Annotated in this window: 22 protein-coding genes and 1 tRNA gene; 12 read left to right on the top strand and 11 right to left on the bottom strand. The window is 67.5% G+C overall.

Annotation, left to right across the window (positions count from 1 at the left end; translation table 11 throughout):
• Positions 1 to 42 precede the first annotated feature (42 nt).
• The 4 genes from ACOGXQ_RS17385 (at position 43) to ACOGXQ_RS17370 (ending at position 6,424) form a co-directional block, all read left to right on the top strand.
• On the top strand, positions 43 to 891 hold the full coding sequence (locus ACOGXQ_RS17385; protein WP_419944863.1) for an HlyD family efflux transporter periplasmic adaptor subunit: 849 nt from the start codon (positions 43 to 45) through the stop codon (positions 889 to 891).
• Positions 888 to 3,059: a cysteine peptidase family C39 domain-containing protein gene (locus ACOGXQ_RS17380; protein WP_419944862.1), complete on the top strand. Its 2,172-nt coding sequence runs from the start codon at positions 888 to 890 to the stop codon at positions 3,057 to 3,059. The genes ACOGXQ_RS17385 and ACOGXQ_RS17380 overlap by 4 nt, the downstream gene beginning before the upstream one ends.
• 28 nt (positions 3,060 to 3,087) lie before the next feature.
• Positions 3,088 to 6,027 carry an ATP-binding cassette domain-containing protein gene (locus ACOGXQ_RS17375; protein WP_419944861.1) on the top strand — a complete coding sequence of 980 codons (2,940 nt, stop codon included), beginning with the start codon at positions 3,088 to 3,090 and terminating at the stop codon, positions 6,025 to 6,027.
• A 151-nt stretch (positions 6,028 to 6,178) separates the two neighbouring features.
• Positions 6,179 to 6,424, top strand: coding sequence for a hypothetical protein (locus tag ACOGXQ_RS17370; protein WP_419944860.1), 246 nt, complete (start codon positions 6,179 to 6,181; stop codon positions 6,422 to 6,424).
• Between the two features lie 281 nt (positions 6,425 to 6,705).
• On the opposite strand, the gene ACOGXQ_RS17365 is transcribed toward ACOGXQ_RS17370, so the two are convergent.
• The 3 genes from ACOGXQ_RS17365 to ACOGXQ_RS17355 all read right to left on the bottom strand — a co-directional run bounded on the left by ACOGXQ_RS17365 (position 6,706) and on the right by ACOGXQ_RS17355 (position 10,133).
• On the bottom strand, positions 6,706 to 9,417 hold the full coding sequence (locus ACOGXQ_RS17365) for a cell wall-binding repeat-containing protein (RefSeq protein ID WP_419944859.1): 2,712 nt from the start codon (positions 9,415 to 9,417) through the stop codon (positions 6,706 to 6,708).
• 339 nt (positions 9,418 to 9,756) lie between these two features.
• Positions 9,757 to 9,830 (bottom strand) — tRNA-Pro (locus ACOGXQ_RS17360).
• Between the two features lie 111 nt (positions 9,831 to 9,941).
• Entirely contained in the window at positions 9,942 to 10,133 is a 192-nt protein-coding gene (locus tag ACOGXQ_RS17355; RefSeq protein ID WP_419944858.1) for a ferredoxin, read from the bottom strand.
• 243 nt (positions 10,134 to 10,376) lie between these two features.
• Between ACOGXQ_RS17355 and ACOGXQ_RS17350 the strand changes: the two genes are divergently transcribed.
• From ACOGXQ_RS17350 to ACOGXQ_RS17335, 4 genes are all read left to right on the top strand, one after another.
• Positions 10,377 to 11,219, top strand: a complete 843-nt coding sequence (locus ACOGXQ_RS17350; RefSeq protein ID WP_419944857.1) for an LLM class F420-dependent oxidoreductase — start codon at positions 10,377 to 10,379, stop codon at positions 11,217 to 11,219.
• A 169-nt stretch (positions 11,220 to 11,388) separates the two neighbouring features.
• Positions 11,389 to 12,045, top strand: coding sequence for an NUDIX hydrolase (locus ACOGXQ_RS17345; protein WP_419944856.1), 657 nt, complete (start codon positions 11,389 to 11,391; stop codon positions 12,043 to 12,045).
• A gap of 134 nt (positions 12,046 to 12,179) precedes the next feature.
• Entirely contained in the window at positions 12,180 to 12,563 is a 384-nt protein-coding gene (locus ACOGXQ_RS17340) for a hypothetical protein (RefSeq protein ID WP_419944855.1), read from the top strand.
• 5 nt (positions 12,564 to 12,568) lie between these two features.
• Positions 12,569 to 12,967 carry a type II toxin-antitoxin system VapC family toxin gene (locus ACOGXQ_RS17335; protein ID WP_419944854.1) on the top strand — a complete coding sequence of 133 codons (399 nt, stop codon included), beginning with the start codon at positions 12,569 to 12,571 and terminating at the stop codon, positions 12,965 to 12,967.
• Between the two features lie 40 nt (positions 12,968 to 13,007).
• On the opposite strand, the gene ACOGXQ_RS17330 is transcribed toward ACOGXQ_RS17335, so the two are convergent.
• The 6 genes from ACOGXQ_RS17330 to ACOGXQ_RS17305 all read right to left on the bottom strand — a co-directional run bounded on the left by ACOGXQ_RS17330 (position 13,008) and on the right by ACOGXQ_RS17305 (position 19,631).
• Positions 13,008 to 16,091: an ATP-dependent DNA helicase UvrD2 gene (locus ACOGXQ_RS17330; RefSeq protein WP_419944853.1), complete on the bottom strand. Its 3,084-nt coding sequence runs from the start codon at positions 16,089 to 16,091 to the stop codon at positions 13,008 to 13,010.
• Between the two features lie 120 nt (positions 16,092 to 16,211).
• Entirely contained in the window at positions 16,212 to 16,811 is a 600-nt protein-coding gene (gene folE / locus ACOGXQ_RS17325) for a GTP cyclohydrolase I FolE (protein WP_419944852.1), read from the bottom strand.
• Between the two features lie 19 nt (positions 16,812 to 16,830).
• On the bottom strand, positions 16,831 to 17,085 hold the full coding sequence (locus ACOGXQ_RS17320; protein WP_419944851.1) for a hypothetical protein: 255 nt from the start codon (positions 17,083 to 17,085) through the stop codon (positions 16,831 to 16,833).
• 304 nt (positions 17,086 to 17,389) lie between these two features.
• Positions 17,390 to 18,565, bottom strand: a complete 1,176-nt coding sequence (locus tag ACOGXQ_RS17315; protein ID WP_419944850.1) for a ribonuclease D — start codon at positions 18,563 to 18,565, stop codon at positions 17,390 to 17,392.
• On the bottom strand, positions 18,562 to 19,140 hold the full coding sequence (mobA, locus tag ACOGXQ_RS17310; protein ID WP_419944849.1) for a molybdenum cofactor guanylyltransferase: 579 nt from the start codon (positions 19,138 to 19,140) through the stop codon (positions 18,562 to 18,564). The genes ACOGXQ_RS17315 and mobA overlap by 4 nt, the downstream gene beginning before the upstream one ends.
• A complete protein-coding gene (locus tag ACOGXQ_RS17305) occupies positions 19,137 to 19,631 on the bottom strand; it encodes a DUF3151 family protein (RefSeq protein ID WP_419944848.1) in 495 nt (164 codons plus the stop codon). The genes mobA and ACOGXQ_RS17305 overlap by 4 nt, the downstream gene beginning before the upstream one ends.
• A 107-nt stretch (positions 19,632 to 19,738) precedes the next feature.
• On the opposite strand from ACOGXQ_RS17305, the gene ACOGXQ_RS17300 reads away from it, so the two are divergent.
• The gene (locus tag ACOGXQ_RS17300; protein WP_419944847.1) at positions 19,739 to 20,020 is read left to right on the top strand and encodes a hypothetical protein; all 282 of its coding nucleotides are present in this window, start codon (positions 19,739 to 19,741) and stop codon (positions 20,018 to 20,020) included.
• Between the two features lie 5 nt (positions 20,021 to 20,025).
• Here ACOGXQ_RS17300 and pyk read toward each other — a convergent pair whose 3' ends face one another.
• Positions 20,026 to 21,459, bottom strand: a complete 1,434-nt coding sequence (pyk, locus tag ACOGXQ_RS17295) for a pyruvate kinase (RefSeq protein ID WP_419944846.1) — start codon at positions 21,457 to 21,459, stop codon at positions 20,026 to 20,028.
• Between the two features lie 92 nt (positions 21,460 to 21,551).
• On the opposite strand from pyk, the gene ACOGXQ_RS17290 reads away from it, so the two are divergent.
• The 3 genes from ACOGXQ_RS17290 to ACOGXQ_RS17280 all read left to right on the top strand — a co-directional run bounded on the left by ACOGXQ_RS17290 (position 21,552) and on the right by ACOGXQ_RS17280 (position 26,547).
• Positions 21,552 to 22,169, top strand: coding sequence for a histidine phosphatase family protein (locus ACOGXQ_RS17290; RefSeq protein ID WP_419944845.1), 618 nt, complete (start codon positions 21,552 to 21,554; stop codon positions 22,167 to 22,169).
• A 470-nt stretch (positions 22,170 to 22,639) separates the two neighbouring features.
• On the top strand, positions 22,640 to 23,899 hold the full coding sequence (locus tag ACOGXQ_RS17285) for a quaternary amine ABC transporter ATP-binding protein (RefSeq protein ID WP_419944844.1): 1,260 nt from the start codon (positions 22,640 to 22,642) through the stop codon (positions 23,897 to 23,899).
• Entirely contained in the window at positions 23,896 to 26,547 is a 2,652-nt protein-coding gene (locus tag ACOGXQ_RS17280) for an ABC transporter permease (protein WP_419944843.1), read from the top strand. Before ACOGXQ_RS17285 ends, ACOGXQ_RS17280 begins: the two co-directional genes overlap by 4 nt.
• On the opposite strand, the gene ACOGXQ_RS17275 is transcribed toward ACOGXQ_RS17280, so the two are convergent.
• Complete coding sequence (locus ACOGXQ_RS17275) at positions 26,462 to 26,890, bottom strand: hypothetical protein (RefSeq protein ID WP_419944842.1); 429 nt, start codon at positions 26,888 to 26,890, stop codon at positions 26,462 to 26,464. The two genes, ACOGXQ_RS17280 and ACOGXQ_RS17275, sit on opposite strands and share 86 nt — an antisense overlap.
• Between the last annotated feature and the right edge of the window lie 92 nt (positions 26,891 to 26,982).

Here is a 26,982-nt window from a genome sequence, read left to right as displayed (position 1 = left end):
TGAGTCGTGCGCAGGCCGGGAGTTGCCGCAGGAGTGACCGACATGCCGCCGGACACGGGCGATGCGACATCGGCAGCGCGCGCCGCGCAAGCGTCGAGCACCCGTGTGACCGCAAGCGGAGGCATGCTTTTTCGCCAGGAGGCGCTGGCCCGTGAGGGCGGCTCGGAGAACCTGAGCGAGCTGTTGCGGGTCACGTCGACTCGCTCGTGGATGGCGGCGGCTGCGCTGGGCGCAGTGCTGCTCTTGGTGCTGGGGTGGGGTCTGTTCGGCCGGCTCAGCGAGCGTGTGACGCTGAACTGCGCGTTCGTGCTGGCCGGCGAGCGCCATGTGGTCGCCTCGCCCGCAACCGGCAGCGTCACGGACCTCTACGTGCGCACCGATCAGGTCGTCACGGCCGGATCGGCACTGGCGCGCATCTGGGTTCCGGACCTCGATCGCCATATCGAGCTGATCAGCCCGTCCGACGGCACGGTCGCCGACCACGAATTGGGGGTGGGCAGCGTCGTGGGAGTCGGCGAGCCTGTCGTGTGGATCCGCGACAGCATCGAGACGCGATTCGAAGCCGTCGTGTTCGCGCCGGCCTCGCAGTCGAGGCGGCTGGAACCGGGCATGGAGGCCACCGTCTTTCGGGCTGACGACACGTCCGCCTCAGCCCCGATTCGGGCCAGCGTGGCTCTCGTGCCCGAACGACCCGAGCCCGACACGAGATGGCTGCGCAGCCTGGGGCTTCCCGAGCCGCAGCATCAGCGCCTCGTGCGTCTCTCGCTGGCCGGCGAGGCCGACTGGCAGGTCTTCGACGGCGATCTGTGCCGTGCCGGCATCGTCGTCGACCGCAAGGCGCCGGTCTCGCTGCTCGGCGCCGGGGTTGCCCGCAGCATGCTCGGCCGATGAGAACGCCGGCACTGCTGCAGCTCAGCGAGACGGAGTGCGGCGCGACCTGCGTGGGGATCGTGCTGGCCCACTACGGCCGATGGGCGGATCCCGAGGAGCTGCGCGAAGCCTGCTTCGCCGGGCGCGACGGCAGCACCGGCGCGGATGTCGTTCGGGCAGCGCGGCGCTTCGGGCTCGAGGCGACGGGGTGGAGGGCGTCGCCGTCGCACCTGCCGCAACTGCCGTTGCCGGCGGTGCTGCATTGGGGTTTCCGGCACTACGTGGTGCTCGAGGGAGTCAAGCGATCGGGCTACGCCATCAACGACCCGGCTGCGGGGCGGCGCACCGTCGGCAAGGAGGAGTTCGACCGGGAATTCACCGGGGTCGTGTTGACGATGACGCCGGGAGCGAGCTTCGAGCGGTCCGTCAGGCGAGCCGGGATGCTGAGGACGCTGTGGCCATGGCTGCGAGACACGCGTGCCGCTGTGGCATTTGCGGCGCTCTGCGGCTTGATGCTCGCGGTTCCCGGCCTCACGCTCGCTGCGGTGCTCAGCGTGTTCGTCGACGAGGTGCTGGCCGGTCGCCAGGAGGGATGGGGCACGGCGATGATCGCTGCCGCGATCGCCATCGGCGTGGCATCAGCCGTGCTGACGTGGCTGCAGCAGCACTGCTTGAACCGCCTCGCCGTCCGGCTGTCGGTGGTGCACTCGGACCGGTTCGTGACTCACCTGTTCCGGCTGCCTGCGCGCTTCTTCGTGAGCCGCTTCGCCGGCGACCTGGCCCGGCGTACCGGAGCTGTGGACTCCGTTTCCCGCCGAGCGTCGACGATCGTCGTGTCGATGGCCATCGAACTGGCCCGAAGCCTGATCTTTCTCGGCGTCGTGATCTGGTACGACCCGCTCCTGGCGGTGATCGTGGCGCTGCTGGGCGCAGCGAACGCAGGCACGCTGCGCTGGATTCGCCGCGCACGCCGCGACGAGAACCAGAAGCTCCAGCGTGAGTCGGTACTGCTGTCAGGCCTGAGCGCATTCGCCCTGCGAAGCATCGACACGCTGCAGGCGACGTCTGCACAGGACGACTTCTATGCACGCTGGAGCGGCCAGCAGGCCCGCGAGCTGACAGCACAGCAGAAGCTCGGCGAACTGGGCTACGTCAGCGGCGCCCTGCCTGCGCTGTTCGGGATACTCGGCAGCGCGGCGGTGATCGGCATCGGCGGCTGGCGCGTCACCTCAGGCACTCTGTCGGTCGGTCTGCTCATGGGGCTGCTCGTGTTGACCAGGAGCTTCCTCGAGCCCGTGGGGCGCTTGGTGTCCCTCGCCGACGAACTGGCCTTGCTCGATGCCAGCATGCGACAGATCGAGGATGTGAAACGAAGCCCACAGGACGCGAGATTCTCGGCGCCTGCCGACGTGGCGCCGCTCAAGGTGGCGACGCTCAAGGTGGCGACGCTGAGCGGACGCCCACGACTGGCCGGTCGGATCGAGCTGCGCAACGTGACCTTCGGCTTCCGCGACGACCGCCCCGCGGTCATCGAGGACCTCAGCCTGAACATCGAGGTGGGCCAGCGAGTGGCAGTGGTGGGGCCGTCGGCCTCGGGCAAATCCACGCTCGTCAAGCTGCTGAGCGGCGAGTACGCGCCTTGGTCGGGGCAGATCCTCTACGACGGAGTGCCGCTTGCGGACATTCCCCGCGACGTTCTGAGCAGTTCGCTGTCGGTGGTCGATCAGCAGATCCTGCTGTTCTCGGGAACGGTGAGAGACAACCTGACACTGTGGAATCCGGCGACGTCAGACCGTCACGTCGCGTCTGCGTCGAAGGACGCCCTGCTGCACGACGAGATCATGCAGCGCGAATCGAGCTACCAGTCAGAAGTGACAGAAGGCGGCAGCAACTTCAGCGGCGGGCAGCGCCAGAGGATGGAGATCGCACGCGCCTTGGTGACGGATCCCTCGGTACTCATACTCGACGAAGCCACCAGCTCGCTCGACGCCCTCACCGAGTCGCGCATCGACCATGCGCTGCGCCGCCGCGGATGCACCTGCCTCATCGTCGCCCATCGGCTGAACACGATCCGCGACAGCGACCTGATCGTGGTGCTGGACCGGGGCAGAGAGGTGCAGCGGGGAACTCACGATGAGCTGATGGCCGACGCCGACGGGCTCTACGGCCGGCTCGTGCACAGCCAATGACCTGCTGCGCCGCCGAGAGCCGCTCAGCATGACCGAAGCCGGCGAATCGCCTGCATCGGCGCCCCGAGCCGACGCTGGCCTGCCTTCGCTGGCGATCGAGACGGTCATCGGGGCCGGCAACCGGCCGATAGATCTCGACGAGCCCGCGGTCTGCTGGTACGTCGAGAGCGGCGCGCTCGACGTCTTCGTGAGAGAGATGCACGACGGCGTCGAGACTTCGCAGCCCACGCACATTCTGCGCGCAGAGGCCGGGCAACTCGTCTTCGGCGTGGACCCCCCCACCCCCGGTCTTTCGGTCGGCGCCAAAGCGCTGCCGGACTCGCGGCTGCACCGCATCAGGGTCGCCGAACTGGAACGGCGTCTCCCGGCGGACACACTGGCGCGTCGCGTCGACACTTGGATCGCCGAGTTCGCAGGCTCGGTCGCCAGCCGCGTCGAGCCGCGTCCGAACCCCGACATCGCCTTGGGCATCGAAGCCCGCATCGACGCGCGATCGCAGTCCGTGCTGTCAGCGCGGCCTGGTCAGGTGGTGTGGGTCACCGCAGACGGCAACGCCACGGTGCGCTACCTCAGCACCGAGCTGACCCGGCCGGCACAGTCCCGTCCCGTCGCGCTCACCTCGGACAGCTGGATCAGCGTCGACGCCGACACACCGCTGAGGAGCCATTCGACCCGCGATCTGTGCCGGCACGGCCGGCTCGCGGAGGCACTGTCGGAATTCCATCGTGTCGCGCTCAGCGCCGAGGCGCTCAACCGGCAACTCGGGCTCGCCGACCAAGTCAACTATCAGCTCGAGGTTGCCGCCCACCGGCGCCACGACGCGCAGATCGCCCGCCGCGGGCTGCACTCGTCGCTGGCGGCTGCTCCCGCTGTGAGAGACGAGGGTGCAACCGCGTTGACGTCCGCCCTGCGCATCATCGGCAAACACGAACGGATCGACTTCCGCGTGCCCGCAACCGTGAGCACCGCAAGCTCTCTTGGCGGCGACACCGGGCCGGTCACACTGCGAGCCGTCCTCGATGCCTCGATGCTGCGCGCCCGCAGGATCAAGCTGATGCCCGAGGACAGGTGGTGGCGCGGCGACGGTGGAGCACTGCTCGCATGGCGCCGAAGCGACGAATGCCCCCTCGCGCTGCTGCCTTCCGCGACCGGCGCTTACCGGGCCGTGGACCCCGTCACGGGCCGACGCCAGCGGCTCAACTCCGTTCGTGCAGCCGATCTCGCCGAAGACGCCTGGTTCATCTATCGCCCGCTGCCGGCGGACTCGCCCGTGAAGGGTCGGGACTTGCTGCGATTCGCCGGGCTCTCTGCAGCGGCAGACCTCGTGCGGTTCGGGGTCGTCGGCCTGCTGATCAGCACGCTGACGCTCGCGCCGGCGCTGTTCTTGGCGTTCCTCGTGGACTGGGCGGTCCCCGCGCGCGACCGCAGCGCACTGCTGCTGATCGTGCTGGGTCACGTCGTCGTCGGCCTGATCATCGCACTGCTGGCCTTCATGCGGGGATCAGCGATGAACCGTCTTCAAGGACGCACCGGCAGCCGCCTGACCGCCGCGCTGTGGGACCGGGTACTCGACCTCCCGCCCAAGTTCTTCAGGGACTACACAGCAGGCGATCTCGGCGTGCGCATCGACAGCATCGCACAGCTGCGGGCACTGGTGACAAGCGTGGCGGCAACGGTGGCGAGCGCAGCGGTGGTCGTTCCGGCCCTGCCCGTTCTGCTGGCGTACAACGCACCACTCGCATGGACCAGCCTCGGCTTCAGCGTGCTGTCGCTCGGGATCATGACGCTCGTCGGCCTGCAGCAGCTGAGGCCGCAACGCGAGCGCAACGCCATCGTACGAAGGCTCAACGGGGGGCTTCTCCAATTCATCAACGGCATCAGCAAACTGCGCGTCAGCGGAGCTGAGCAATCCGCATTCGCCTCGTGGGCGCGCAACGCCCGAGATGCGCACGTCACGACGCTGCACATCAACCGGCTCGACCAGCACCTCAACGGCTATAGCGCCGCGGTACCCGCACTCACCGTGGCTGCGCTGTTCGCGGTCACGCTGTGGCAGGGACCTGAACGCGTCGGCCTCGCCGCATTCGTCGCCGTGTACGCCACCTCCGCCTCCGTCTACGGCGCGCTGAGCGCCCTAGGGTCGACGTTCAAGACCATGACGCAGGTCGTGCCGACCTACGAGCAGGTCAAGCCGCTCCTCGACGCCGTGCCGAACAAGTCTCCGTCCGAGCCCGCTCTGAGCACGTTCAACGGCGAGATCGTCCTCGACCGTGTGAGCTTTCGATACGCCGAGTCTGGCCCGCTCGTGCTCGACGATGTGAGCATCCACGCCGCACCAGGCGAATTCGTCGCAGTTGTCGGAGCATCGGGATCCGGCAAGACCACTCTCCTTCGGGTCGCACTGGGGCTGGAGGCGCCCACGCGTGGAGGCGTGTACTACGACGGGCTGGAGATGACGAAGTTGGACCGGCGGATCGGCCGCCAGATCGGCGTCGTCACCCAAGACGGCGCCTTGCTGCCGGGCAGCATCCTGGACAACATCATCGGGCTTGGCGGCGGCCTGGGCATCGAGGACGCTTGGCAGGCTGCCCGGCTGGCCGCCGTGGACCGCGACATCGCAGAGATGCCCATGGGCATGCACACCGTGATCGGGGACAACTCGAGCATCTTCTCAGGAGGTCAGGTTCAGCGCATCCGCATCGCCGCAGCACTGGCCCGACGGCCCCGGGTGCTGTTCTTCGACGAAGCCACCAGCTTTCTCGACTCGATGAGCCAAGCCCATGTCATGAAATCTGTCGCCGAGCTCGCGCTGACTCGCATCGTCATCGCCCACCGCCTGTCCACCATCCGCGGAGCGGACAAGATCCATGTGCTGTGGGGGGGGCGGCTCGTCCAAACCGGGACCTACGACGAGCTCACCGAGGTCAGCGGGCCGTTCCTGGATCTCGTTCAGCGCCAGATCGTCTGACGCTGCATCGCGACACTCGTCGTATTGGCGACCTCAGCTCGCCGCCCCTTGGCTGAGCGCGCTTCGCCGCGCTGCTGAGGCATGGCATACTGGCGCTCAGCAACTGAGCCCCCAGGAGTCCCTCAGCATCTCGAGACCAGAAAAGAGCGCCATGTCGACCGCAACAGAGACCGCCACGAAAGCACGCATCAACGCAATCCGAGACGACGACGAAAGCCTGCGCCAACTGTCCGACGAAGAACTCGACCAGGTCGCCGGCGGCCAATGGACCTTCTCACTCTGCAATATGACCATATATATTCATAGCCACCAGGCCAGCAGCTTCAGGGAAGCGTTCGAATCCGCCGAGGAAATTCATGATGCCTGGTGCATGGAATGCCGAATGTGGGAATCATGATGAGTGGTGCCCTGAATGTTGACTGTGGGATTGTGGGAATGAGAGCGTTCTCTGCGTCGGCCCCACCCGGGTGCTCTTGACCCGGGGGTGTCGTGGCGGGCAACGAATGCGAACACACCTGCGACAAGCAGTACTGCCATTGATGCCGCGCTGAACCGGCCGTGCCTTCCCATGAGAGTTCTTGCGAACGGAGCCTCGGTGCGGGCCAGCAGGTGATGGCCCAGTAGCTGGTCGCCGAGCGCACGGAGGCACCCGGGTGACAGTGCGATCGGTAGGGCGATTCAGCGCCGCTGCGGTCTCAGCCGTGAACTGACGCTGAGGCGCTCGTCCTCGCTGGTGGCCGGGTCATCGGCCCCATAGCCGCACACCGCGCCGGCGGGAATCTCGACCACGTCGTAGCGTGAGACGCCGAGCAGCGAGCCGCGTGAGGGGTCCAGCGTGGTGTACCTGAACTTCATCTGGTCATAGGGCACCGGTGCCTCGAGCTCGAAGAGATCGCCGGCCCCCTCTGCAGCGGCGAGGGTGGTGAAGTCGGTCACCATGCCCGAGAGGACATGCTCGACGAATTCGCGTGCCCCAGCCTCCGCGTCCGCTACAGCCTCTTGACCGACCCCCGTCCCGGTCAGAGGACAGGGCAGGTTCTGGCCGTCGCTGCGGTAGCGGCGGACGAGGTTGTCGAACCGGACGGTGACCTCGGCGACGGTGACCCCGCCGGCGAGTCGGGTGGCGCCGTCCATGTGGGGGTGGGCGAGGTCGACGGGCTGGGCGCGGCCCGCGCAGATCCCCCCGGTGGCGTCCGCCTCGAAGTGCGGTGCGAAGCCGGCGTCGGCGTTCAGCGCGTCGGCGAGCTGACCGAAACTGGGCGTACCGCTGGCGAACCGGATGCTGATGATCCTGTCGCGGCTCGACACTGCTATGTCGATGCCGATCTGCTCGGCGGCGGGATCGTGCGTGCTGAGACGGCTGGTGCGCACCTCCCAGGTGTTGCCCAGCGCACCCGCTGCGTCGCCGCTGTCTCGCGCCGTGATGCGCAGCGTGCCGGCCAGCAGCACCCGAGCGCGGGAGACGTCGGCGTCGGCGTCGGTGCCCCCAGAGACCGCGTCCGTGGAGGCCTCGTCGCGCGTATTGGCCGCAGCGACGCTGATGCTCACGGCCCGCAGCGCGTGCTGCGGGGCGGTCACGCTGACGCTGCCGGCCCTGCTGCGATTGCCGGCAGCGTCGACGGCGACGCCGTGACGCAGCAGCATCCGGTCTCCGGGTTCGAGCCGGTACGCGCCGCCGGGTGCGGTCAGCCTCAGGGTGAACATTGCGATCTCGTGCAGGGGGAGCACCTCCGAGGTGTCTTCGGCGACGACGACCGCCGTGCCGCTTCGTGTGATCACCCTGACCTGGCGGGGATTGACGATGATCTCGTCGAGACCGCTGTCGTCGCTGATGACCGCAAGCAGGGACTCGCTGCCCGCCGGGGCGACGATGCGGACCTTGGGCGCCGCAGTGTCAACTGCCGGTTCGGGCACCACGAACCTCGCCGGGCTGAAGGGCCGCCGATCGTCGCGCGCTCCGAACCTGACCTCGGTCGGCCGCAGCTCGATGACGTCGCCGGCCGCGAGCGGGTGCCGCAGGTTGATCTTGAACCGGCGGGGCTCGAGACACGGTTCGCCCGGGAGGACGTCGAGGCCGGCCACGGGCGCGAGATCCACGGGCACGTCGTTGATGTACAGCAGGTCATGTGCCTTGCCCTGCGCGTCGGGCAGTTCCACGTTGAGCGCGTCGCTGGTGGTGATCGTGAAGCTGCGCTCGCCGGCACGCGCCGCGATCGTCGCGGTGAACGGCCCCCCGGTCGTGGCGGCCTTCACGGCTGCGGCCATCGCCTCGCTGCTGACGGCACCGCTGCCGCCGATCGCCACGATGCGCAGATGGGTCTTCAGCCGATCCACCTCGACCGGCGTGGCTGCCAGCCATGTCGCCGTTTCGGCGGGAAGCGAGTCGCCGGCAACCAGCACCGGGACCGCCCGCCCGCTGCCCAAGCCCTCACCGAGCAACGGCGCTGCGACCATGCCGTCGATCACCGCATCACGCCCGACCAGCGCCACCATCGAGGCGCGCCGGCCGCTCGCGAAGGCGCAGTCGCCGTGCATCAGATCGGCTATGCGTACCGCGATCTGCGCAGCGCCTGAGCCTTCGAGGCGCGTCGTCCGTGACACTCCTGCATGGCCGAGCTGGGTGATGACGGACTCGGTCACTGCACCGGCGCGGCCGACGACCACCGCATGATCGATGTCGTGCTCTCGCAGGAACTGTGCTGTGGCCTCGGGCAATTGCGACGTGCGGGTCAGCACGGTCGGCAGCCCCAAGGCGTATGTCAGCGGCCCGATGGCCGCCGCATCGATCGCCGAGCGCTCATCGCCGTTGATCAGCACCGCGGTCGAGTCGTTGGAGGTGCACCATGCCGCCCTGCCGCCGATATGGGACGCGACCGCTGCCGCGGTCGCATACCGGTCCTCGCCCGCCAAGCGCGTCACCTGCGGCTGCGAGTCCAGGTCGGCGAGCTGCGCCACGACCTCGGCGGGCACCGCTGCCGGTCCCCCGACGACGAAGATCTGCTTCACGTCGTGGTCTTCGAGGAAATCCGCCGCCGCCCGATGCAATCCGCCGGGCCGCACCAGCAGCACCGGTGCGTTCTCGACGCCCGCGAAGCCGGCGACCGCCGCGGCATCGGGCGGGGACTCGCCGGACACCACGATCGCAGTGCGCACCGAGCCCAGGCCGCCCCGCACGGCGGCATACCGGCGCGCCAGCAACAGCGCCGTGTCGTAGCGGTCGCGGCCGGCGAACGGCCGGCTGCCGGCGACCCCGTCGGCGCCGCCGTCGACCAAGTATTCGGCGGCGGTGTTGGCTGCGCCCGAGGGGTCGGCGCCGACGCCGAACGCGAGCCACGAGCTCGCCACGAGCAGCACCGCCGCCGCGGCACGACCTGCGCCGCGGCCGCTCACGCCCCCAGCGGACGCTCTGTGCCACCTCCGCCGCCGGGCGAACTATCCGGACTCTCTCCCGCCACGATCCGCCCAGAGTAGCTGCCACGCTCGGCGGCGTCCGTCACAGAGGGCACGCACAGCGGGGAACCCGGCTCAGAGCCCGCCGACACACGAGCGAATCTCATGACCGCGCACACTACCCCTGCACAGGCAGATCACACACATATGCCGACCCTGACAAACCAGCCCAGCAGTACAGCAAATGCAGCATGATTCAACTTGGGCTGTGCGCAGTGCTGTTCTTGGTGCTGGGGCAGCGGGACATCAGGATCTCGTCGAGGCCCAGCGCTCTCACAGTCGGGAAGGCGGGATTTGAACCCACGACCCCCTGCTCCCAAAGCAGGTGCGCTGCCAAGCTGCGCCACTTCCCGAGTCTGAAGAGCCACTTCCCGAGTCTGAAGAGCTGAGTCAGGTCGACCTACGGGTCAGCTCTCGCGTTCGAGCGTACCAGCGAGGTGTTGAGCAGCCCGAGTCGGCTTGACTCAGTCGTCTGCAGAGATGACTTGAGTGGGGCAACTCGCTGCTGCCGTGCGCACCGCACTGTGATGCTCGGCGCTCGGGCTGTCGTTCAGCAGATGCACGAGACCGTCGTTGCCTACTTCGAAGATGCCCGGGGCGATCATCTCGCACGAGCCGCTGCCGATGCACTTGTCCACGTCGATGGTGATCTTCACACTGCCTCCAAGCTCGGGGGTCACAGCATGCCTGCAAACCCAAGCGCCGCTGCGCGCCGCCGCCTCGTGCGCCATCGCCACGCTACGCCCCGCGTCGCCGATACCTGCGCAGCCTCGCAGCGGCGAGTCCCGACCAGCCAGCGGGCGCCACAAACAAGCAGCACCAGCCAGTGACCGTTACTCTCTGCGGCGGCCGACCCCGGCCGTATTCGCCACCAGTTCGTCACCATCAGGAGGACCACTGTGAAGATCGGCGTGATGATGTTTCCCACCGACAAGGCCATCGGGCCAGTCGATCTGGCCATGGCTGCCGAGGAACGGGGCTTCGAGTCGCTGTGGTTCCCCGAGCACAGCCATATCCCCACCAGCCGCGAGACGCCGTGGGGCGGTCGTGAAGGTGCTCCCCCGCTGCCTGAGGAATACTGGCGCACGCACGATCAGTTCGTGTCGCTTGGCGCCGCCGCAGCGGTGACCGAGAACATCATGCTGGGCACCGGCATCACGCTCGTCGCCCAGCGAGATCCGATCTGGCTGGCCAAGGAAGCCGCCACGGTGGACCGGATCTCCAATGGCCGGTTCATCTTGGGCATCGGCTACGGCTGGAACAAGGAAGAACTCGCCCACCACGGCGTGAAGTACACCGACCGGCGTGCTGTCACCCGCGAGACGATGCTGGCAGTGCGCGAACTGTGGACCCAGGACGAGGCCGAGTTCCACGGCGCCTGGGTCGACTTCGACTCGTCATGGGCGTGGCCGAAGCCCGTGCAGGAAGGCGGCCCGAAGGTGATCCTGGGCGGCGCCGCCGGGCCGAAGACCATCGCCGACATCGTCGAGTTCTGCGACGGCTGGATGCCGATCTCTGGCCGCTACGACCTCGAGGCGCCGGTCAAGCAGATCCGTGAGTCCGCGATCGAGGTCGGCCGCGACCCCGATGAGATCGAGATCGGGCAGTTCGGCACTCCTCCCAAGCCGGAGATCATCGAGAGCCTCACCGAACTGGGCTGCACCAGGGTGGTGCTCGGCCTTCCTCCCGCCGACGCAGACACCGTGCTGCCGATCCTCGACAAGTACACAGAGCTGCTGTAGTCAGCGGGTACTCCCGCAACCCTCCCTGCGCCGGCTGGCGCACCGACCGGCCAGGGTCGTCCGTGCGGGGACGTCGCCGGCTCAACCTGAGTCGTCGGCGAACACGGCTCCTGCGATGCCGCGCGCACCGGGACGGGAATACGACAACCCAGCGGCAACAATGGGCGCCGTGACCGACAGTGCGCCCGGTGTTGAACACCTCGACGTCGTCGACGAGGTGGGGCGCTACGTGCGCACCGCCCCGCGGGACGAGGTCCATGAGCGGGGCGAGTGGCACTGCGTCTTCCACTGCCAGATCGTCACGCTGCGTGACGGCGTGCCGACAGCGGTGCTGCAGCAGCGCTCATGGTCCAAAGCTGCATTTCCGGGGCTGCTCGACATCAGCGCCGCTGGGCACCTCGCCGCGGGCGAGACGCCGCTTGATGGCGCGCGCGAACTCGAAGAAGAGCTGGGCATCGCCCCCGACCCCGACGATCTCATTCCGCTCGGCGTCCGCAGGCTGGCCGACGACAGCGGCGAGGGCAGGCTGAACTGCGAGCTGACCAGCGTATTCTTGCTGCGCGACGACCGCCCGCTGACCCGCTACGCGCTGGCACGCGACGAGGTCGACGCCGTGTTCAACGTGCCGATCGCCGACCTGCTGGCGCTGCTCAACGGCGGACCGCCGATTTCCGTGCATGGCGTTGCCGCCGCTGGCCATCCCGATGCACATGAGGTGACCGCCGAAGTAGCGCTCAGCGACCTCGTGCCCAGTTCGGAGTACTGGGTGGTGCTGATGGTGATGGCCCAGCGATTCCTCGCCGGCCAGCGCCCCCTCGCCGTTTAGCTGAGCAATCCCGCCGACACTGCTGCGCTCTGAACGACAACACCCGTGCAATCAGTAGCTGTTGCCGGCAGGGCATCGGCATGCAACCGGAAACCCATTGGCTCCCGCCGGAACCCGTGCCATAACATCGCATCATGACCCGTCGGCACCATCCGAAGGGCACCCCCGAGGGCGGTCAGTTCGCTCCCGGTGCCGCCGCGTCCTCGGGCAGGTTCTCAAAGGCCGCAGCGACAAACGCGGTGCAGGCTGAGCGCACAGCCCGACGGGCCGCACTCGAGGCGCAGCGCGAGTTCTTCGATGTTGGTGAGCGCGACGCCGAATCCTCGTCTGGCGACGTCGGCGACGGTCCGCACATCGAGATCACCGAGACCGAGTCGCAGCTTCTGCGAGAGGAGCTCGACCGCTACTTGCAGGAGCGATACGCGCTGTCAGGCCTTCCCTCAGAACGCCAACGCGCCCGAGCAGAGAAGCACCTCGCGAAGCTGCACCACAAGATCGCCGCGCGCGACGCCAACTGATGCACTTGGTTCTCGACTCGAGTGCCGTGGAGCGCTTGGCGCAGGATGACCCCGAGGCAACGGCAATCCTTGAGAGCCTTCCAGACGGTGTGACATGGCCAGCGATCATTCCGAGCGTCGCCTTGGCCGAATGTCTCCGAGGTCGGCCGAACAACGACGTCCTGATAGATCGCTTCACCAAGACCTGCAAGGTTGTCGAGGAAGTGACCACGCGAATCTCGAGACGCGCTGGCGAACTGCGCTATCGAACTCGACGCGGATCGGCGGTCGATGCGATCATCGTGGCTCTCGCTGAGTCCGACGGCGTCGTGCTGACGGCCGACCTCAAAGATATGACAGCGCTCGCAGGCCGAACCCGCGGGGTCATCGTCCATCCGACGCTTCCAAGCAAGAGGCGGGCTTGATTGCCGCCAAGCCGTGCGGCCCTTCGTGCCCTACGGACTGCTATGTGTGCTCAGCGATGATCTTGAGCACGTCCGCGCCATAGGAAGCGAGCTTGGCGGGGCCGATGCCGGGCACCGCGAGCAGTTCGGCGTCGGTGCGGGGATGCTGTGTCGCGAGCGCGATGAGCACTGCATCGGGGAAGACGACATAGGCGGGCACGCCGTCGGCAGTGCTGCGCTCTCGGCGCCACGCTCGCAGCGCCTCGAACAGCGCAGCGTCAGCGGGATCGGTCGGCGGTTCGGGCCTAGGCCTGCGTGACCCGGTGCGGGCCGACGATCCGGCTGCAGCATCACCAGACCCCGAGAACAGTCCCGCAGCGTCAACCGATGGAGACTCCCGGGAGGTCGACAAGGGACTCGTCCAGGATGGCTCGCCCGGCGCTGGGTCGAGACGCGGCGGGGCCATCTTGCGCGATTCGGACAGGAACGGCGACGGTTCGTCGCCGCAAATCAATGTCACAGATTGGGAGCAGCGAGTCAGGGCGACATGGAACACACGCCGCTCTTCCTCGACATCGTGCGACAGACGGTGCGGCATCAGCCCCGCCGAGGCCTCGTACACGATGACGTGGGGCCATTCGAGACCCTTCACCCGATGCACGGTGGCCAGCCGCACACGATCGCTGCCGCGGCCACCGCCATCGCCACCGCCTGTGCCGCGTCTCTCGCGGCCTGCCCCTCCACGGCTCGCCCCGCCGACGCCTGGTTGCTGCGCAGAATCCGGGCCTTCGTCGGTGCCGAAACCAACCGCGTCACGGCTGTCACGACCCCGGCCGTCGCCACTTCCCCTGTCTCCGCCGCCGTCGAGCCGGCCCGTCAGCCATCCGGCGAAACCGGCCGGGTCAGGGTGCAGATGCGCCACCGAGATCAGCGCCCGCAGATCATCACCGTGCGCCGAGCGGTCCACAGAGCGCCGCGAGGCATCCAGCCGGTTGTCGAGGCTGCTGCCAAGCCCGAGCTCGTCTCGCACGGCCTCCAAGATCTGCCTCGTCGTGAGCTGCTCGTTCGCTGTGCGCCGGCGCAACAGGTCCAGATCGTCGGCGAACTCGGTGATCTTGGCCGAGGTCCGCTCGTCGCTGAGACGTCCCGCCAGTGCCCGCAGATCGCCTAGGCTGCGCTGCTCGCCAATCCACCCAATGACACGGGGCGAGATGCCCCGCGGCGGGCGACGCGCTGCGTCCGACAGCGCACTGCTGGGCAATGCATGACGCGGAGCGGTCGCCAGCTTCAGCCATGCCAGCGCGGCGGCCACGCCAGTGCGCTCGAGGAAGCCCCGGCCAAGTGGAGCATCGGCAGCGACACCCATGTCCCCCAGCACCACTTGGGGCACTAGCAGCGTGCTGTTGACCCTAGTGAGAACAGCGATATCCGACGGCCGCGCACCACCCTCGATCAAGCGTGAGACTGCGTGTTGCAGAGCGGTTCCCGCATCCGAACCGTCTGCCACTGCTATGGCCCCGACCGCAGTCTCAACCGCCGACGCCTTCGCTGACGCTGTTGCCCCTGCCGCAGTCTCATCTGCCAGCACCGTCGCGTCCGCCCCTCCAACCGCGCTCATCTCATCGACGTCATTGTTCGGTGCCGCACTGTCGGGCGAAGCCGCACTGTCGGGCGAAGCCGCACTGTCGGGGACCACCGCGTGGCTGCTGGCGGCTGCCGTGATCTGCTTGTCGATGCGCAGGCGGTTGTGAGACAGCAGGTTGACGGCGGCGCCGACCACCGGTGGCGGGCAGCGGTAGTTGACATGCAGGTGATGTCGCTTCGCTCCGGGGAAGTACCGGTCGAAGTCAATGAGCCACTGCGGGGATGCGCCGGCGTAGCCGTAGATGGTCTGGTCGTCGTCGCCGACGCCGAAGACATCTGCTCGCGGCCCTGCCAGCAGCCGGATCATCAAGAGGTGGGCAGGTGTCAGATCTTGGAACTCATCGACGAGCAGCACGCCGCAGATGCGGCGCGCCGCGGCCCGCGCCGCCGGGTCGCGCAGCAGGATGTCGATGGCCCGGATGATCTGCTGATCGAAGTCGACCAAGCCATCGGCTTCAAGACCAGCGGCGTATCGCTGTGCAACTTCGGCGAAGTCGGGCACGTCGGGCTGGAAGTCGCGTTCGACGTCGGCGAGGTCGCGCAAGCCGAGACGGGTGGCGCTCAACGCCTCCAGCCAAGGCGCGAGCTGATCGGTCATGGCTCGGCGGCGGCGCTTGACATAGCCGTCGAGGCGTGCGCGGACATCGATCTCGCCGATCACCTCGACACGGCCGTGGTGCGCTGGCCGAGCGAACGGCCCTGTGCCGTTGCAGATCGCCAGAGCAAGGCTGTTCAGCGTGCGCACCTGCAGGCCCGCCAGGTCGCGGGTGCGTTCTTCCATCTCCCTGCGTGCCCGCACATTGAACGCCACGAGGCACACCGCGCCGGCTGCGATGCCCAGGTCGCGCACGAGGTAGCGGGCTCGCTCGGTGAGCACGCGGGTCTTGCCCGATCCTGCGGGCGCGACGATGCACGCAGCGCCGCCCAAGTGGCCGACGGCATCGCGCTGATCGGATGCAAGATCAGCATCTGGACTCGCCGGCCGCAGGCCTCGCGGGCTCCGCACCGCGAGATTGGCGGCAGGAATGACGGCCAGCGGCAAGTCGAACACGGCCAGCGGCCCACCGTCACACCACACCGGTCCCGCGTCGGTGACCACATCACCCGCACCCGGCCTGCCGGTTCGTGTCGCCCCGAGCTGCAGCGCTGCCTCAACAGGCGCGAACCGCGCCCGCTCAGGATCCTGCGCATCGACGGCGTTGGCGGTGAGCAAGTGCAGCAGCACCTCAGACCGCAGTGTCAAGCCGGGCTGCCACTCCCACCACGGGGCTTGCCACACCACAGACAGGGCAGGCAGTTCAGCGTCCAGCTCGATGGCCAGCCGGGTGCGCGTCAGCCAGGCGTCACGCAGACGATGGCCGACCTCCGCACTGAAATCGCCGGGGCTGACCCGCAGGACTTCGCACCCTGCCCATGCCTGCGGCACCGGAGTGCCCGGGTGTACCAGCACGCTGCGACCCAGCTCAGGTGGACCCGCAAGAGCGTCAGCATCCGTGCTCATGAACTTGTCCAAGACAGCACGCCGCTCCGGCAGGCGCGGCTCATCTCGGCGTCGCACCCGAGGACTGCGCTCGCTCTTGTCTGAGCGCGCCGTTCACCCTCAGCCCGGCGATCCGATTGGCTAGCGGCCGACGCCGATGAGGTGCATTGCCTCCGCGCGCGTGGCCGTGTTGCGGAACTGGCCGCGCACCGCTGAGGTGATGGTGAGCGAGCCGGGCTTCTGCACTCCCCGCATCGACATGCACTGGTGCTCGGCCTCGACCACGACGAGGGTGCCCCGCGGCTCGAGCGCCTCCATCAGCTTGTCGGCGACCTGAGTCGTGAGGCGTTCCTGCACTTGTGGACGACGGGCGTAGGCATCCACCAGCCGGGCCAGCTTCGACAGCCCGGTGATCATGCCTCGCTCACCGGGGATGTAAGCGACGTGCGCCCGGCCCGCGAACGGCATCAGGTGGTGCTCGCACATCGAGTAGAAAGGGATGTCGCGCACCATGACCATCTCGTCATGGCCGGACTCGAACTGCACCTTCAGGTGATGCTCGGGATCTTCCTGCAGCCCGGCGAACACTTCGGCGTACATGCGAGCCACGCGCTTGGGCGTCTTGACGAGTCCGTCACGGTCAGGATCCTCGCCGATCGCCAGAAGCATCTCCCTGACCGCTTTCTCGATGCGGTCGGTGTCTACCTGCTGGTCGGTCACGGCGCCATTGGGTGGCAGCATATGCAGCACAACTAGTCGTCTAGTCGTCGACGCTGCGCTCGTAGCCCGTGGAGGCATAATCGGCTTCGTCGGCGTCATCGTCGTCGCCGTAGAAGTCGTACTTGTCGGCGAGATGACCGTACTGGTGGTCATCTCGCGCCGACTCGTCGTCATCCAACTCCACGCCGAACCGATCCGAGTTCTCGAAGTCGTAGTCCTCAACAGAGAAACGCTCCGCCGTCGCCCGCTGGAACCTGCGAGCCTCCTCATAGCGGCGATGTCGACCCTTCTTCACCGGTTGGCTCCTCGTGCTCGACTGCGGTGCCTCGCTTGCCTGCATCCGTGCGTGCCCTCAGATGCGTCTGTCGCTGCGACGGATCAGGCACCCGTGTTCTACGAAGTGCCCTGTCACACTATCGCTCGGTGCCCCTGGGTGTGCGGCACACCGGGTGTCCAGTCGTGCCAAGAGGCTGAGCTGCCGGCAAGACCGCCGGCAAGACTGCCGGCAAGACTGTGAGCCGAGCGGCCCGCGAACCCGCATCCAGCCGAGATTGGAAGCAAGAGCAGGAAGCAACGCATGCGACAACGGGGAGGCTCGACTACCCGCACGGCTCGGCAGAGGCCCGGGCTTCGAGGCACAGGCCCGTCTCGGCATCGAACGCCAAGGCGGATTCGCCTGCAAGCAGCGACCGAATCCCGTCACCGGCGATCTCCGAGCGCCAGCCGGTTGCCAAGCGCGAATGCTCGTCACCGGCCAGCAGAGCAGCGATGTCTGAACGGGTCGCCAGCAGACCGCGATCGATGCCCGCCGAGCGCGCCACCTGGTCCACCCATGCCGCGACCAACGACGCTGCGGGCTGCAGGGATGCCGGCACGTTGGGGCTTGTCGGCGCCGCTCGCACCGGGATGTCGTCGGATGCCATGTCTCGGCCGCGCTGCACCTCTGAGATGATCCGCTCGCCGACTGCCCCGCGGAGATGGTTGGCGTCGACCCCTCGAAGCCCGTTCAGCTCGCTGAGGCCGGCAGGGCTTCGCTGGGAGATCGACAGCAACGCCATATCAGACAGCACGAAGCGGACGGGAATGTCCCGGTCACTTGCAGTGCGCTCCCGCCAAGCTGCCAGCCGGTAGGCGACAGCACGCTGGCGTCCCTTCAGCTGCCGGGCGCCCTTGATGCGCGTCCATGCCTGCTCCGGGTCGGGCGGCGGCGAGGGCGGTCGGCGCCACTGCTCGCACTCGTCGAGTGCCCACTCATAGCGGCCTCGTTCGGAGAGCTGGGACCGCAGCTTGTCGTGCAGTCGGACCAGATACGCCACATCATCGGCTGCGTAGCGTCGCTGTGCCGGCCGCAGTGGACGCTCGAACCAGTCCGTCAGGCGATCGCCTTTGACGAGGCGCTTGCTGAGGAACCGTTCAGTCAGCGATCCGAGCGAAGGCGTGCTCATGCCCAGGAATCCTGCGGCCACCTGGGTGTCGAACAGCCGTGCGGGAATCGCCCCACACTCCTGAGCCAGCACTTCGATGTCCTGCGCGCAGGAGTGCATCACGATCAACCCCCCGGCGCAGAGCACCTCCCCGAACGAGGCGATGCCGACGGCCGTGGGATCGACCAGCGCTACTCGGTCGTCGAATGCGACCTGCACGAGGGCGAGCTGGGGCCGGTAGCTGCGCTCACGATGGAACTCGGTGTCGACGGCGATGCGCTCAGCGGCGAGCAGGTCAGCGATCAGTGCCTCGAAGGAAGCCTCCCCCTCGACCCATTCGTGGCGGCTCATGGTGGCAGGGCCTCGTGTGCGGCGCGAGAGGCCAAGACGGCCTCCGCTTCGGCGAGGTCAGCCGATGTGTTCACGTTGAGGACATCTGCTGGAGCAGTCGGGACCGTGGGCACGGGCGATCCGGTGAGCGCGGCTCTCGGCCCTCGTGCACCGGCGCGCAGCCCGTTGCGCAGCGTCGGCAGAACTGCTGTGGCGTAGTGGCCGATGAGAGGCTCGAGCCGGTCGCTGCGGGCAAGCACCACGGGCGCGTCTGTGAGCTGTGCGTGCTCTGCGAGTGCCGCAAGCAGCCCGGCGGGCACCGTGGGCACATCGGTCGGGCACACCAGGATGTCGCCGTGGCGCTCGAGCGCATCCACGAGCGCCGGGAGCGGTCCGCCGTGGGGGGTGCTGTCGGGCGAGACCACGAGCGGCGGCGGCGGGCTGCCGCCTTGGGCGATGATCGGATGTGCGCCGGCCGCCGCCAGCGCCTCAGCAACCCACAGCGCGAGGGGCTTGCCCGCCAGTTCCAAGTTGGCCTTGTCGTGTCCCATGCGCGTTGAGGCACCGCCGCACAGCACGACGCCGACCGGACTCACGCCCCGGGCCACTCACCGGAGGGTCGTTCGCCGCCGGGATCGAGCTGAGCCAAGAAGCCAGCGCAGCGTTCGGCCTCGTCCGCCTCCCCGATGGCGGCAGCCGATTGCCCCAATCCCCACAGCGACCACAGGAAGCCATGGTTGGATGGCGCCTCCCACTGCACGCAGCCGCTGCCCCGCCATCCGGCGGCACGCAGTGCGTCGAGACCGCGGTGGTACCCGACTCGGCAGTAGGCGTAGGCCTCGACATGTCGGCCCTCGCCCGCGGCACAGCGGCCCAGCTCTGCCCAAGCGTCCAAGAACCGGGGCCACTGTGCCGCCACGGCGGCCAGCGCTTCGCCACGCTCGGCAATGGGCCGGTCCAGCGCATCTGCCAAGGCGGTGCTCGCCTCGGCTGAGGCTGGGCTCAGCACCGTCGAGGGCAGGCCGCCCGGGCGGAGCTCAACGGGCATTTGAGACCCGGCGCGAGCCACTCGAGCGTCATCGGACACAGCGCGACTCTAGCGAACGGCCCGGCCCCGGGAGCGGTCCCTGCTGCGGGACAAGCCGCTGCGTACCCTCTGATGGAGTGCTCGGTGAATGGCTCGACGCAGACCGCGTGAGCATCGCCCTGATCGTCGGCGTTGCCTGCTTGGTCATCGCCGCCGTGGTGGCACTGCGACTGATCCGGCGGCTGGCGCTGGCCGTGCTCATCTCGGTGGTGCTGACGGGTGCTGCTGCCGCGCTGGCCGTGCAGTGGTCAGGCCTGCGCAATTGCCAAGAGACCTGCTCCTGCGAAGTCTTCGGCCGAGAGGTCAGCGTCCCGCAGAACCCGCTGTGCGGACCGGACCGGATCGACCCGGGCCGCATCGACATCGACATCGGGCAACCCGCTCGCTAACCGCCTCAAGGCACACGCATGGCGCGCAGGTTGTCGGTGGCATGAGTCTCGGGACTGGTGCCCGAGACCACCACCACCATGTCGCCGGAGCGCACCAGACCGGTGCGTGCGGCCGAGTGCACGGCTTCCAGCGCAGACTCGGCAGGGGTCAGCCGCTCGCCGAACACCAGCGGCCGCGTGCCCCACGACAGCGAGAGCTGCATCGCAGTGCGAGGTTCGGGCGTCAACCCCAGCAAGGGCATGGAGGGCCGGAACCTGGCCATGCTGCGTGCGGTGAAGCCCGACCGGCTCAGACAGATGATGGCCTGCGCCCCCAATTCGGTGGCGAGCCTCGACGCCGCCTGAGTGATGCCGTCGGTCACGCGCAAGTAGTCGGCGGCTCGCTCGTCCAGCTTGCGCACTGATATGAGCCGGTTCCACCAAGCCTCGTAGTCGAAGCGCTCGTCGGCTCGTTCGGTGATGCGTGCCATCGTCCGCACGGCGTTCACCGGATCGTGGCCGATGGCGGTCTCGCCGCTCAGCATCACTGCCGACGTGCCGTCGAAGACGGCGTTCGCTATGTCGGACGCCTCCGCGCGGGTCGGCACCGGCGAATGCAGCAGCGATTCCAGCATTTGTGTGGCAGTGATGGCCGGACGGCCGTGCGCGACGCAGGCCTCGATGATCCGCTTCTGCAGGTGCGGCAATTCCTCGATGTCGCATTCGGCGCCGAGGTCACCGCGGGCGACCATGACCGCCGAGGATGCCTCGATGATCCCTTCGAGGTTCTCGACCGCTGCCTTGGTCTCGACCTTGGCGACAAGCAGCGGGCCCCGGGGGTGCGGCTCGACGCCCAGCCGACGCATGTCATGCGCGGAGCGGACGAACGACACCGCGACCATGTCGGTGCCGAGGTCGACGAAGGTGTCAGCCAGCTTCAGGTCGTGCGGGGTCGGCGTGCTCATGCGCAGCTTCGACGAGTCGATGTGCAAGCCGGGACGGCCTTCGAGGTGGCCTCCGTGCAGGACACGGGTCTTGAGGGCGTTCGAGGCGCGGTCCTCGACCATCATCACCACGTTGCCGTCGCCGAAGGAGAGCCGATCGCCGGGGCTGACGTCGACGAGCAGTCCGTCGTAGTCGACGACAATGCGGTCTGCGCTGCTGGCCTCGCCATCGGTGGCAACCGACAGGACGGCATCCTGGGCGACTTCGCAGCCCCCCTCGGGAAACGGCTTGCAACGTACTTTGGGGCCGGGAAGATCCACGAGTATCCCGACATGGCGACCGGAGGCTTCCGAGACGGCCCGCAGCCGCCGAAAGGTCTCGACCTGCTCGTCGAGCGGGCCGTGGGCCAGCCCGAGGCGCCAGACGTCTACGCCGGCTTCGATCATCGCCGTCATCGTCGCCTCGTCGCTGCATGCCGGGCCGACGCTGGCGATGATCTTCGTTCGTCTTGCCATGTGCCCCAACGGTAACGCTTTCGTCAGATCGCCCCGTGAACATTGGGCAGAATCGTCGCTCCCCCGAGTCCCGCCCAATAGGGTCACCGAACGTGGAACTTGTCTTCGTTCGCCATGGCCAGCCCGAGCGTGTCATCCGCCACGACGGCCAGCCCGCAGATCCGCCGCTGTCTTCCATCGGTCAGCAGCAGGCTGCCGCGGTCGCCGGCTGGCTGCTCGAGGTGGGCATCGACGCGCTGTACAGCAGCCCGATGCGCCGAGCACAGCAGACCGCGAGCGCCATCAGCGAAGCAACCGGCCTCGTGCCGACGGTGCGTGCTGGACTCAGCGAATTCGACCGCGACTCCCCCGCGTACGTCCCGATGGAGGTCCTCAAGAAGACCGACCGGAAACGCTGGGACGAGTTGGCCACCGGCTCGTTCGGAGACGCCGAGCGCGCGACGCACTTCATCGCCACCGTGAACGGGGCCGTGGACCAGATCGTGGCCGGTCACCGCAGCCAGCGGGTGGCGCTGGCATGTCACGGCGGCGTTGTGAATGCCTATCTGGCTCGATGTCTCGGCTTCGACCCGGACGCTTTCTTGAAGTTCGACGTGGACTACACCTCGGTCACCCGTGTGTTCGCGTCGAGCCGCGGGCACCGCAGCGTGCTTTCGGTCAACGAACGCACTCACCTGCGCGGACGCCCCGACCTAGCCATCGGCCTGTAGCCCGCTTGGCCCGCTGAGACCTGAGACCTGAGGGCGACGCGTCGGCCTGGCTCAGCGGGCAGACCTGACGACCGCGTCGAGAAGCCGAGCGTCAGCGCACTCGAGGCGACGGGGCCGGCCTGCGCATGACGACGACCAAGGCAGCGCGAGCGTCAGCGCACTCGAGGCGACGGGGACCGCCCGGCGATGGTCAAGCAGCCGGGCTTGTTGGAGGCTCTTGTTGGAGGCTCTTGTTGGAGGCTTCGGACGAGATGGTGCATCCCGCGACGCGTGGCATCCGATGCAGGCGCCACTGTCCAGCAAGAATCCGAGACGCGTCACACGCACAGGATCGCACAGCAGACGGACGCGGCAGATCACCGAGACAAAACCGCGCGGCCGACCTGCGCATGAACAGTCGGACGCTCGCTGATAACCGGGCACCTCAGCCAGCGCGCCTAACGTGGCGCGGAGCAAGTCAGGGGGCATTCATGAGCAACGACACAGCCAAGGGGCCAAGCAATGGCGCTGCGGCGGGCGGCGACGAGATCATTCGCCTGAGCGACGTGTACAAGATCTTCGGGCCTCAGCCGCGTGGACGTGCGTTCGAACTGGCCCGCTCCGGAGTGCCCAAGAATGACGTGCAACGGCTGTCAGGGCATGTCGTCGGACTCACCGATGTGAACTTCTCGGTCAACCGCGGCGAGATCTTCGTCGTGATGGGCCTGTCCGGTTCCGGCAAGTCCACGGCCATCCGCATGGTCAACAAGCTCCACGACGTCACCCACGGCGAGGTGCTCGTCGACGGCGTCGACGTGCAGAAGCTCTACGGCACCGACTTGCAGCAGTTCCGGCGGGAGAAGATGGGCATGGTCTTCCAGCACTTCGCTCTGTTCCCCCACCGCAATGTGCTGGACAACGTCGGTTATGGCCTCAAGGTGCAGAAAGTCGATCGCTCCGACCGCAGCGAGGCCGCCATGCGAGCGCTCTCGCTGGTCGGCTTGGCTGCGTTCGCAGACCATCGACCTGCCCAGCTCTCCGGCGGCATGCAGCAACGCGTCGGCCTCGCCAGAGCCCTCGCTTCTGACCCCGACATCCTGCTGATGGATGAGGCCTTCAGCGCCCTCGACCCGCTCATCCGTCGCCAGATGCAGGACGAGATGATGGAGATCCAGAACGAGGTCCACAAGACGATCCTGTTCATCACCCACGACCTGAACGAGGCGCTGCGGATCGGCGATCGGGTCTGCATCATGAAGGACGGCGCCGTCGTGCAGATCGGCACGCCTGAGGAGATCCTCACCGAGCCCGCGACGGGCTACGTGGCCGAGTTTGTGCAGGACGTCGACCAAGGACGAGTCATCCAGGTCCATGAGGTGATGTCCGAACCCCGCCCGATCCCTGCGGACATGTCGCTCAGCGATGCGCTGACCCTTTGCGACGACATCGCTGGCCGATTCTGCTGTGATGCCAACGGTCGGCCGGTGTCGCTGCTGACGGCAGCCGATGGCCTGCGCGCTCGCAGCATGGGCAGCAACGACCTCGCCAAGGCGTTGCGATCCGACTTCGACAAGTGCAGCCCCAATGCCACGCTCAACGAACTCTACGCGGCGGCAGGGCGGGGCCTGTCCATCGCTGTCGTCGACGATGACGGCAAGCTCATCGGCAATCTCGACCCGCGCCTCATCATGGAGGAGATGGGCCGCGTCGAGGGTCTCATAGAAGGCTTCGAGCGGGAGGTGTTCATGTGAGCGCCGCCGCACTGCTCGCCCAGGCCAACGGCGAGGAAGCAGAGAAGACGGGCCACTTCATCGACCGGTTCATCGACGCCATCACCGCCCCGGAAGCCGGCGACCGAGTTGCTGACTGGCTGGCAACGGGCATCGAATGGACCTTCCTCTTGGCAGTCGCCATCGTCGTCCCGGCGCTGCTGTTGCTCGGAGGCGCCAGGGGTCGCCGGTACGGACTTGCGGCTGGTGGCCTCGTGGGCCTCCTCTTCGTGTGGTGGTACCGCAGCAGACCAGAGCAAATTGTGGCTTCCGGGGTTCGGAAGTATCGCGTCGATGGCGAGATCATCGAATGCCGAGACGCCGTCGTCGACGCCGAGGACGAACTCGTGGAATGTTCGTCGAGTGTCATCGCCCAAGTCCGACAAAGCAGCGTGCTCGACAATTGGCAGATCTCTTTCGGCGAGTGGTTCGAGCAGTCCGTGTTCTGGGTGAACAACAACATGAAGGCCACTCTCGAGATCATCGAGTGGCCGTTCCGGACCTTGACCAACATCATCGTGAACCAGTGGCTGCTGAACATGTCCTGGCTCACCATCTGCATTGCGATCCTGATACTCGGCTGGTGCTTCCGCAGTTTCCAGGTCGGCCTCATGGCGTTCGCCGGATTGCTGGTCTGCGGGCTGCTCGGCGAGGCCTACTGGCGTGAGACGGCCTTGACGCTCGGCTTCATCGGCGTGTCCGTGTTGTTGTGCGTGATCATCGGCATACCCATCGGCGTCCTGTGCGGACGCGTCGACGCGGCTTGGAACGTCGTACGCCCCGTCCTTGACGCGATGCAAGTCGTCCACTCGTTCGTGTACATGCTGCCGTTCGTGTTCTTCTTCGGCGTCGGGAACGTCACGGGGACGATGCTCACGATGACGTTCGCTTTGCCGCCGCTGATACGACTCACCAACCTCGGCATCCGGCAGGTACCCGAAGATGTCGTCGAGGCGTCACGCGCCTACGGCGCACCGGAATGGCGCGTGCTCACCGACGTGCAGCTCCCGCTGGCGCGGCCGGCCATCATGACCGGCCTCAACCAGACGCTGCTGCTGGCCATCTCGATGCTCGGCGTGGCCGCCATCGCAGGCGTGGGAGGTCTGGGCCGCTTGCTCCTGCAAGCCATCTCCAACACCGACGCCGCTCAAGCCGGCGCAGGAGGACTGGCATTCTTCCTGGTCGCCGTCGTGCTTGACCGGCTCAGCCAGCCCGAAGCCGGAGACAGCGGCAATCTGCTCACCCGGATCGCACAAGCGTGGCGGCACCGCAGAACCCCAGAAGAACTGCTCGCAGATGACGAAGCGGCAGGTGCATCGCAGGCGAAGCCAGATCTTAAGCCGATGACGCCGGATGAGGCCTTCGTCGAGCCGACCAGTCGCGAACGAATAGCTGTCGGCGCCACGGCGCTGGGTTCTCTTGTCGCGCTGACAGCTCTCCTGCTGCCTTGGAACATCGATGCCGGTTTGGTGTCGGGCTATGCCCGCAGCACCGATGTCGATCTGCGCACTGAGCAGTGCTCTGGCAACTGGGTCGATGCGTCGGCGCAAGACTCGCCTGCGCCTACGGATACCGCTCCCATCTGTGACGGAGAGGCCTCATTCATTTCCAACTCCTTCAACGGTGTCTCCGCTTCTGGAGGCTCTTGGTTCGGCATCATCATCGGCGTCATGTCGGTGTTCTCGCTGCTCGCCGCTCTACGGACGCTCCTCAGACCCGGAGAGGGATCGCGCTGGATGTCGAGTCACGGCGCAATCGCTTTCGCGGGTGCATCTGCGATCACGGCCGCAGCACACCTGCTCGCACGCCCCGCCAACGACATCGAGGCACTCGGTTTCTTCAGCAGGGGCAGCGGTGCCTACCTAGCGGTAGTCGGAACTCTCATTGCGGCAATCGGCGCGGTCGCTTGGCTCTGGCTCGCACCCATGACAGCACGCACACCGCTGCCGGCGAGGGTGAGCTGGGGCCGGATGTTCGGGGCAATGTTCGCCGTGGCATTGCTCGTGATGGGCGGCTATGCCGGCTGGAGCTTCGACACACGCATCGAACGAGTCGTCGACGACGAGCTTGCCGCCCAACTCGACGAGATCGAGACGAAGGGCAGGGAAGCCGCTGAACGCGCAGCCGACGCGCGCGCCGCCGCAGACGAGGCAGCGGCAGCCGGCGACATCACACGCGAAGAGGAACTGCGCAGAGTCGTCACCGAAGCCCAGCGGGAGGAGACGGCAGCATCCGCTGAACTCGCCGCCACCATTTCAACTGCGCAGAGAAAGCGCGACGTCATTCACGACGGTTTCGAAGAAGAAGGAGCGGGCCTCGGCATCTGGTCGCTGCTCGCAGGACTCGCCGCAGTGGTCATGTCCGTGCCGGCAATCGGCCTGACCGGCATCGACGAGACTCGTCGGTACCGCTGGAGCGCACTAGTGGGCGCCGTCGGCGCTGGCATAGCCGCCATCTCGATGGCATGGGTCCTTTCGATCACGCGCGTTGCGGACCCCGACCTTGTTTCCGGTGTGGGTGTAGCGCTCGTCATGGCGGCCGGCGTCACCGTTTTCGCGACTGCCAGAAGGACGCTGTCGGAGTTCGAGAGGAACAAGATCTACGGCGATATCCCGGTGAGTTCGCAGTAAGCCCGGATCCATCGGCTCGGTTGGGGTGAGGGGGACGGCTGCTCGCCATGTCGGGTCGGCGGTCGGTGTTTCGTCGCAACTGGCCGTGGTTCGACAGCCATGAGCCGGCGCGTTCGACCCGTCGGCGCAGCCCCAGCGGTGCGGGCGCCGTCTTGGCGCGGCCGTTGGGGTCGGGCTTGCGGTTGGAGGGCCGCACCAGATCCTCGGTGCCTGCTTCGGTGGCACTGTTGTCGACGCGGGCGCCGATGCAGCCGCGGTCGAGGTGGATGGTGTCGATGCTGTGGTGCAGGCCTCGGCGTTCGACCTGTGCCAAGGCCGGCTCGAACAGCATCTCGAACAGCATGATGTCGTCGCGGCTGGCACCCTCAGCGGCCCACCCGACGGGGACGCCCGCAGCGTCGGTCGCCGCCGATTTCGGGCGGTGCCCAGTTGCAA

The organism is Candidatus Poriferisodalis sp. (genome assembly GCF_965208485.1).
In the GTDB taxonomy this organism is placed as follows: Bacteria; Actinomycetota; Acidimicrobiia; order Acidimicrobiales; family Poriferisodalaceae; genus Poriferisodalis.
The sequence above is the reverse complement of the archived record's forward strand: the minus strand, read 5'-3'. Positions and strand labels throughout refer to the sequence as shown.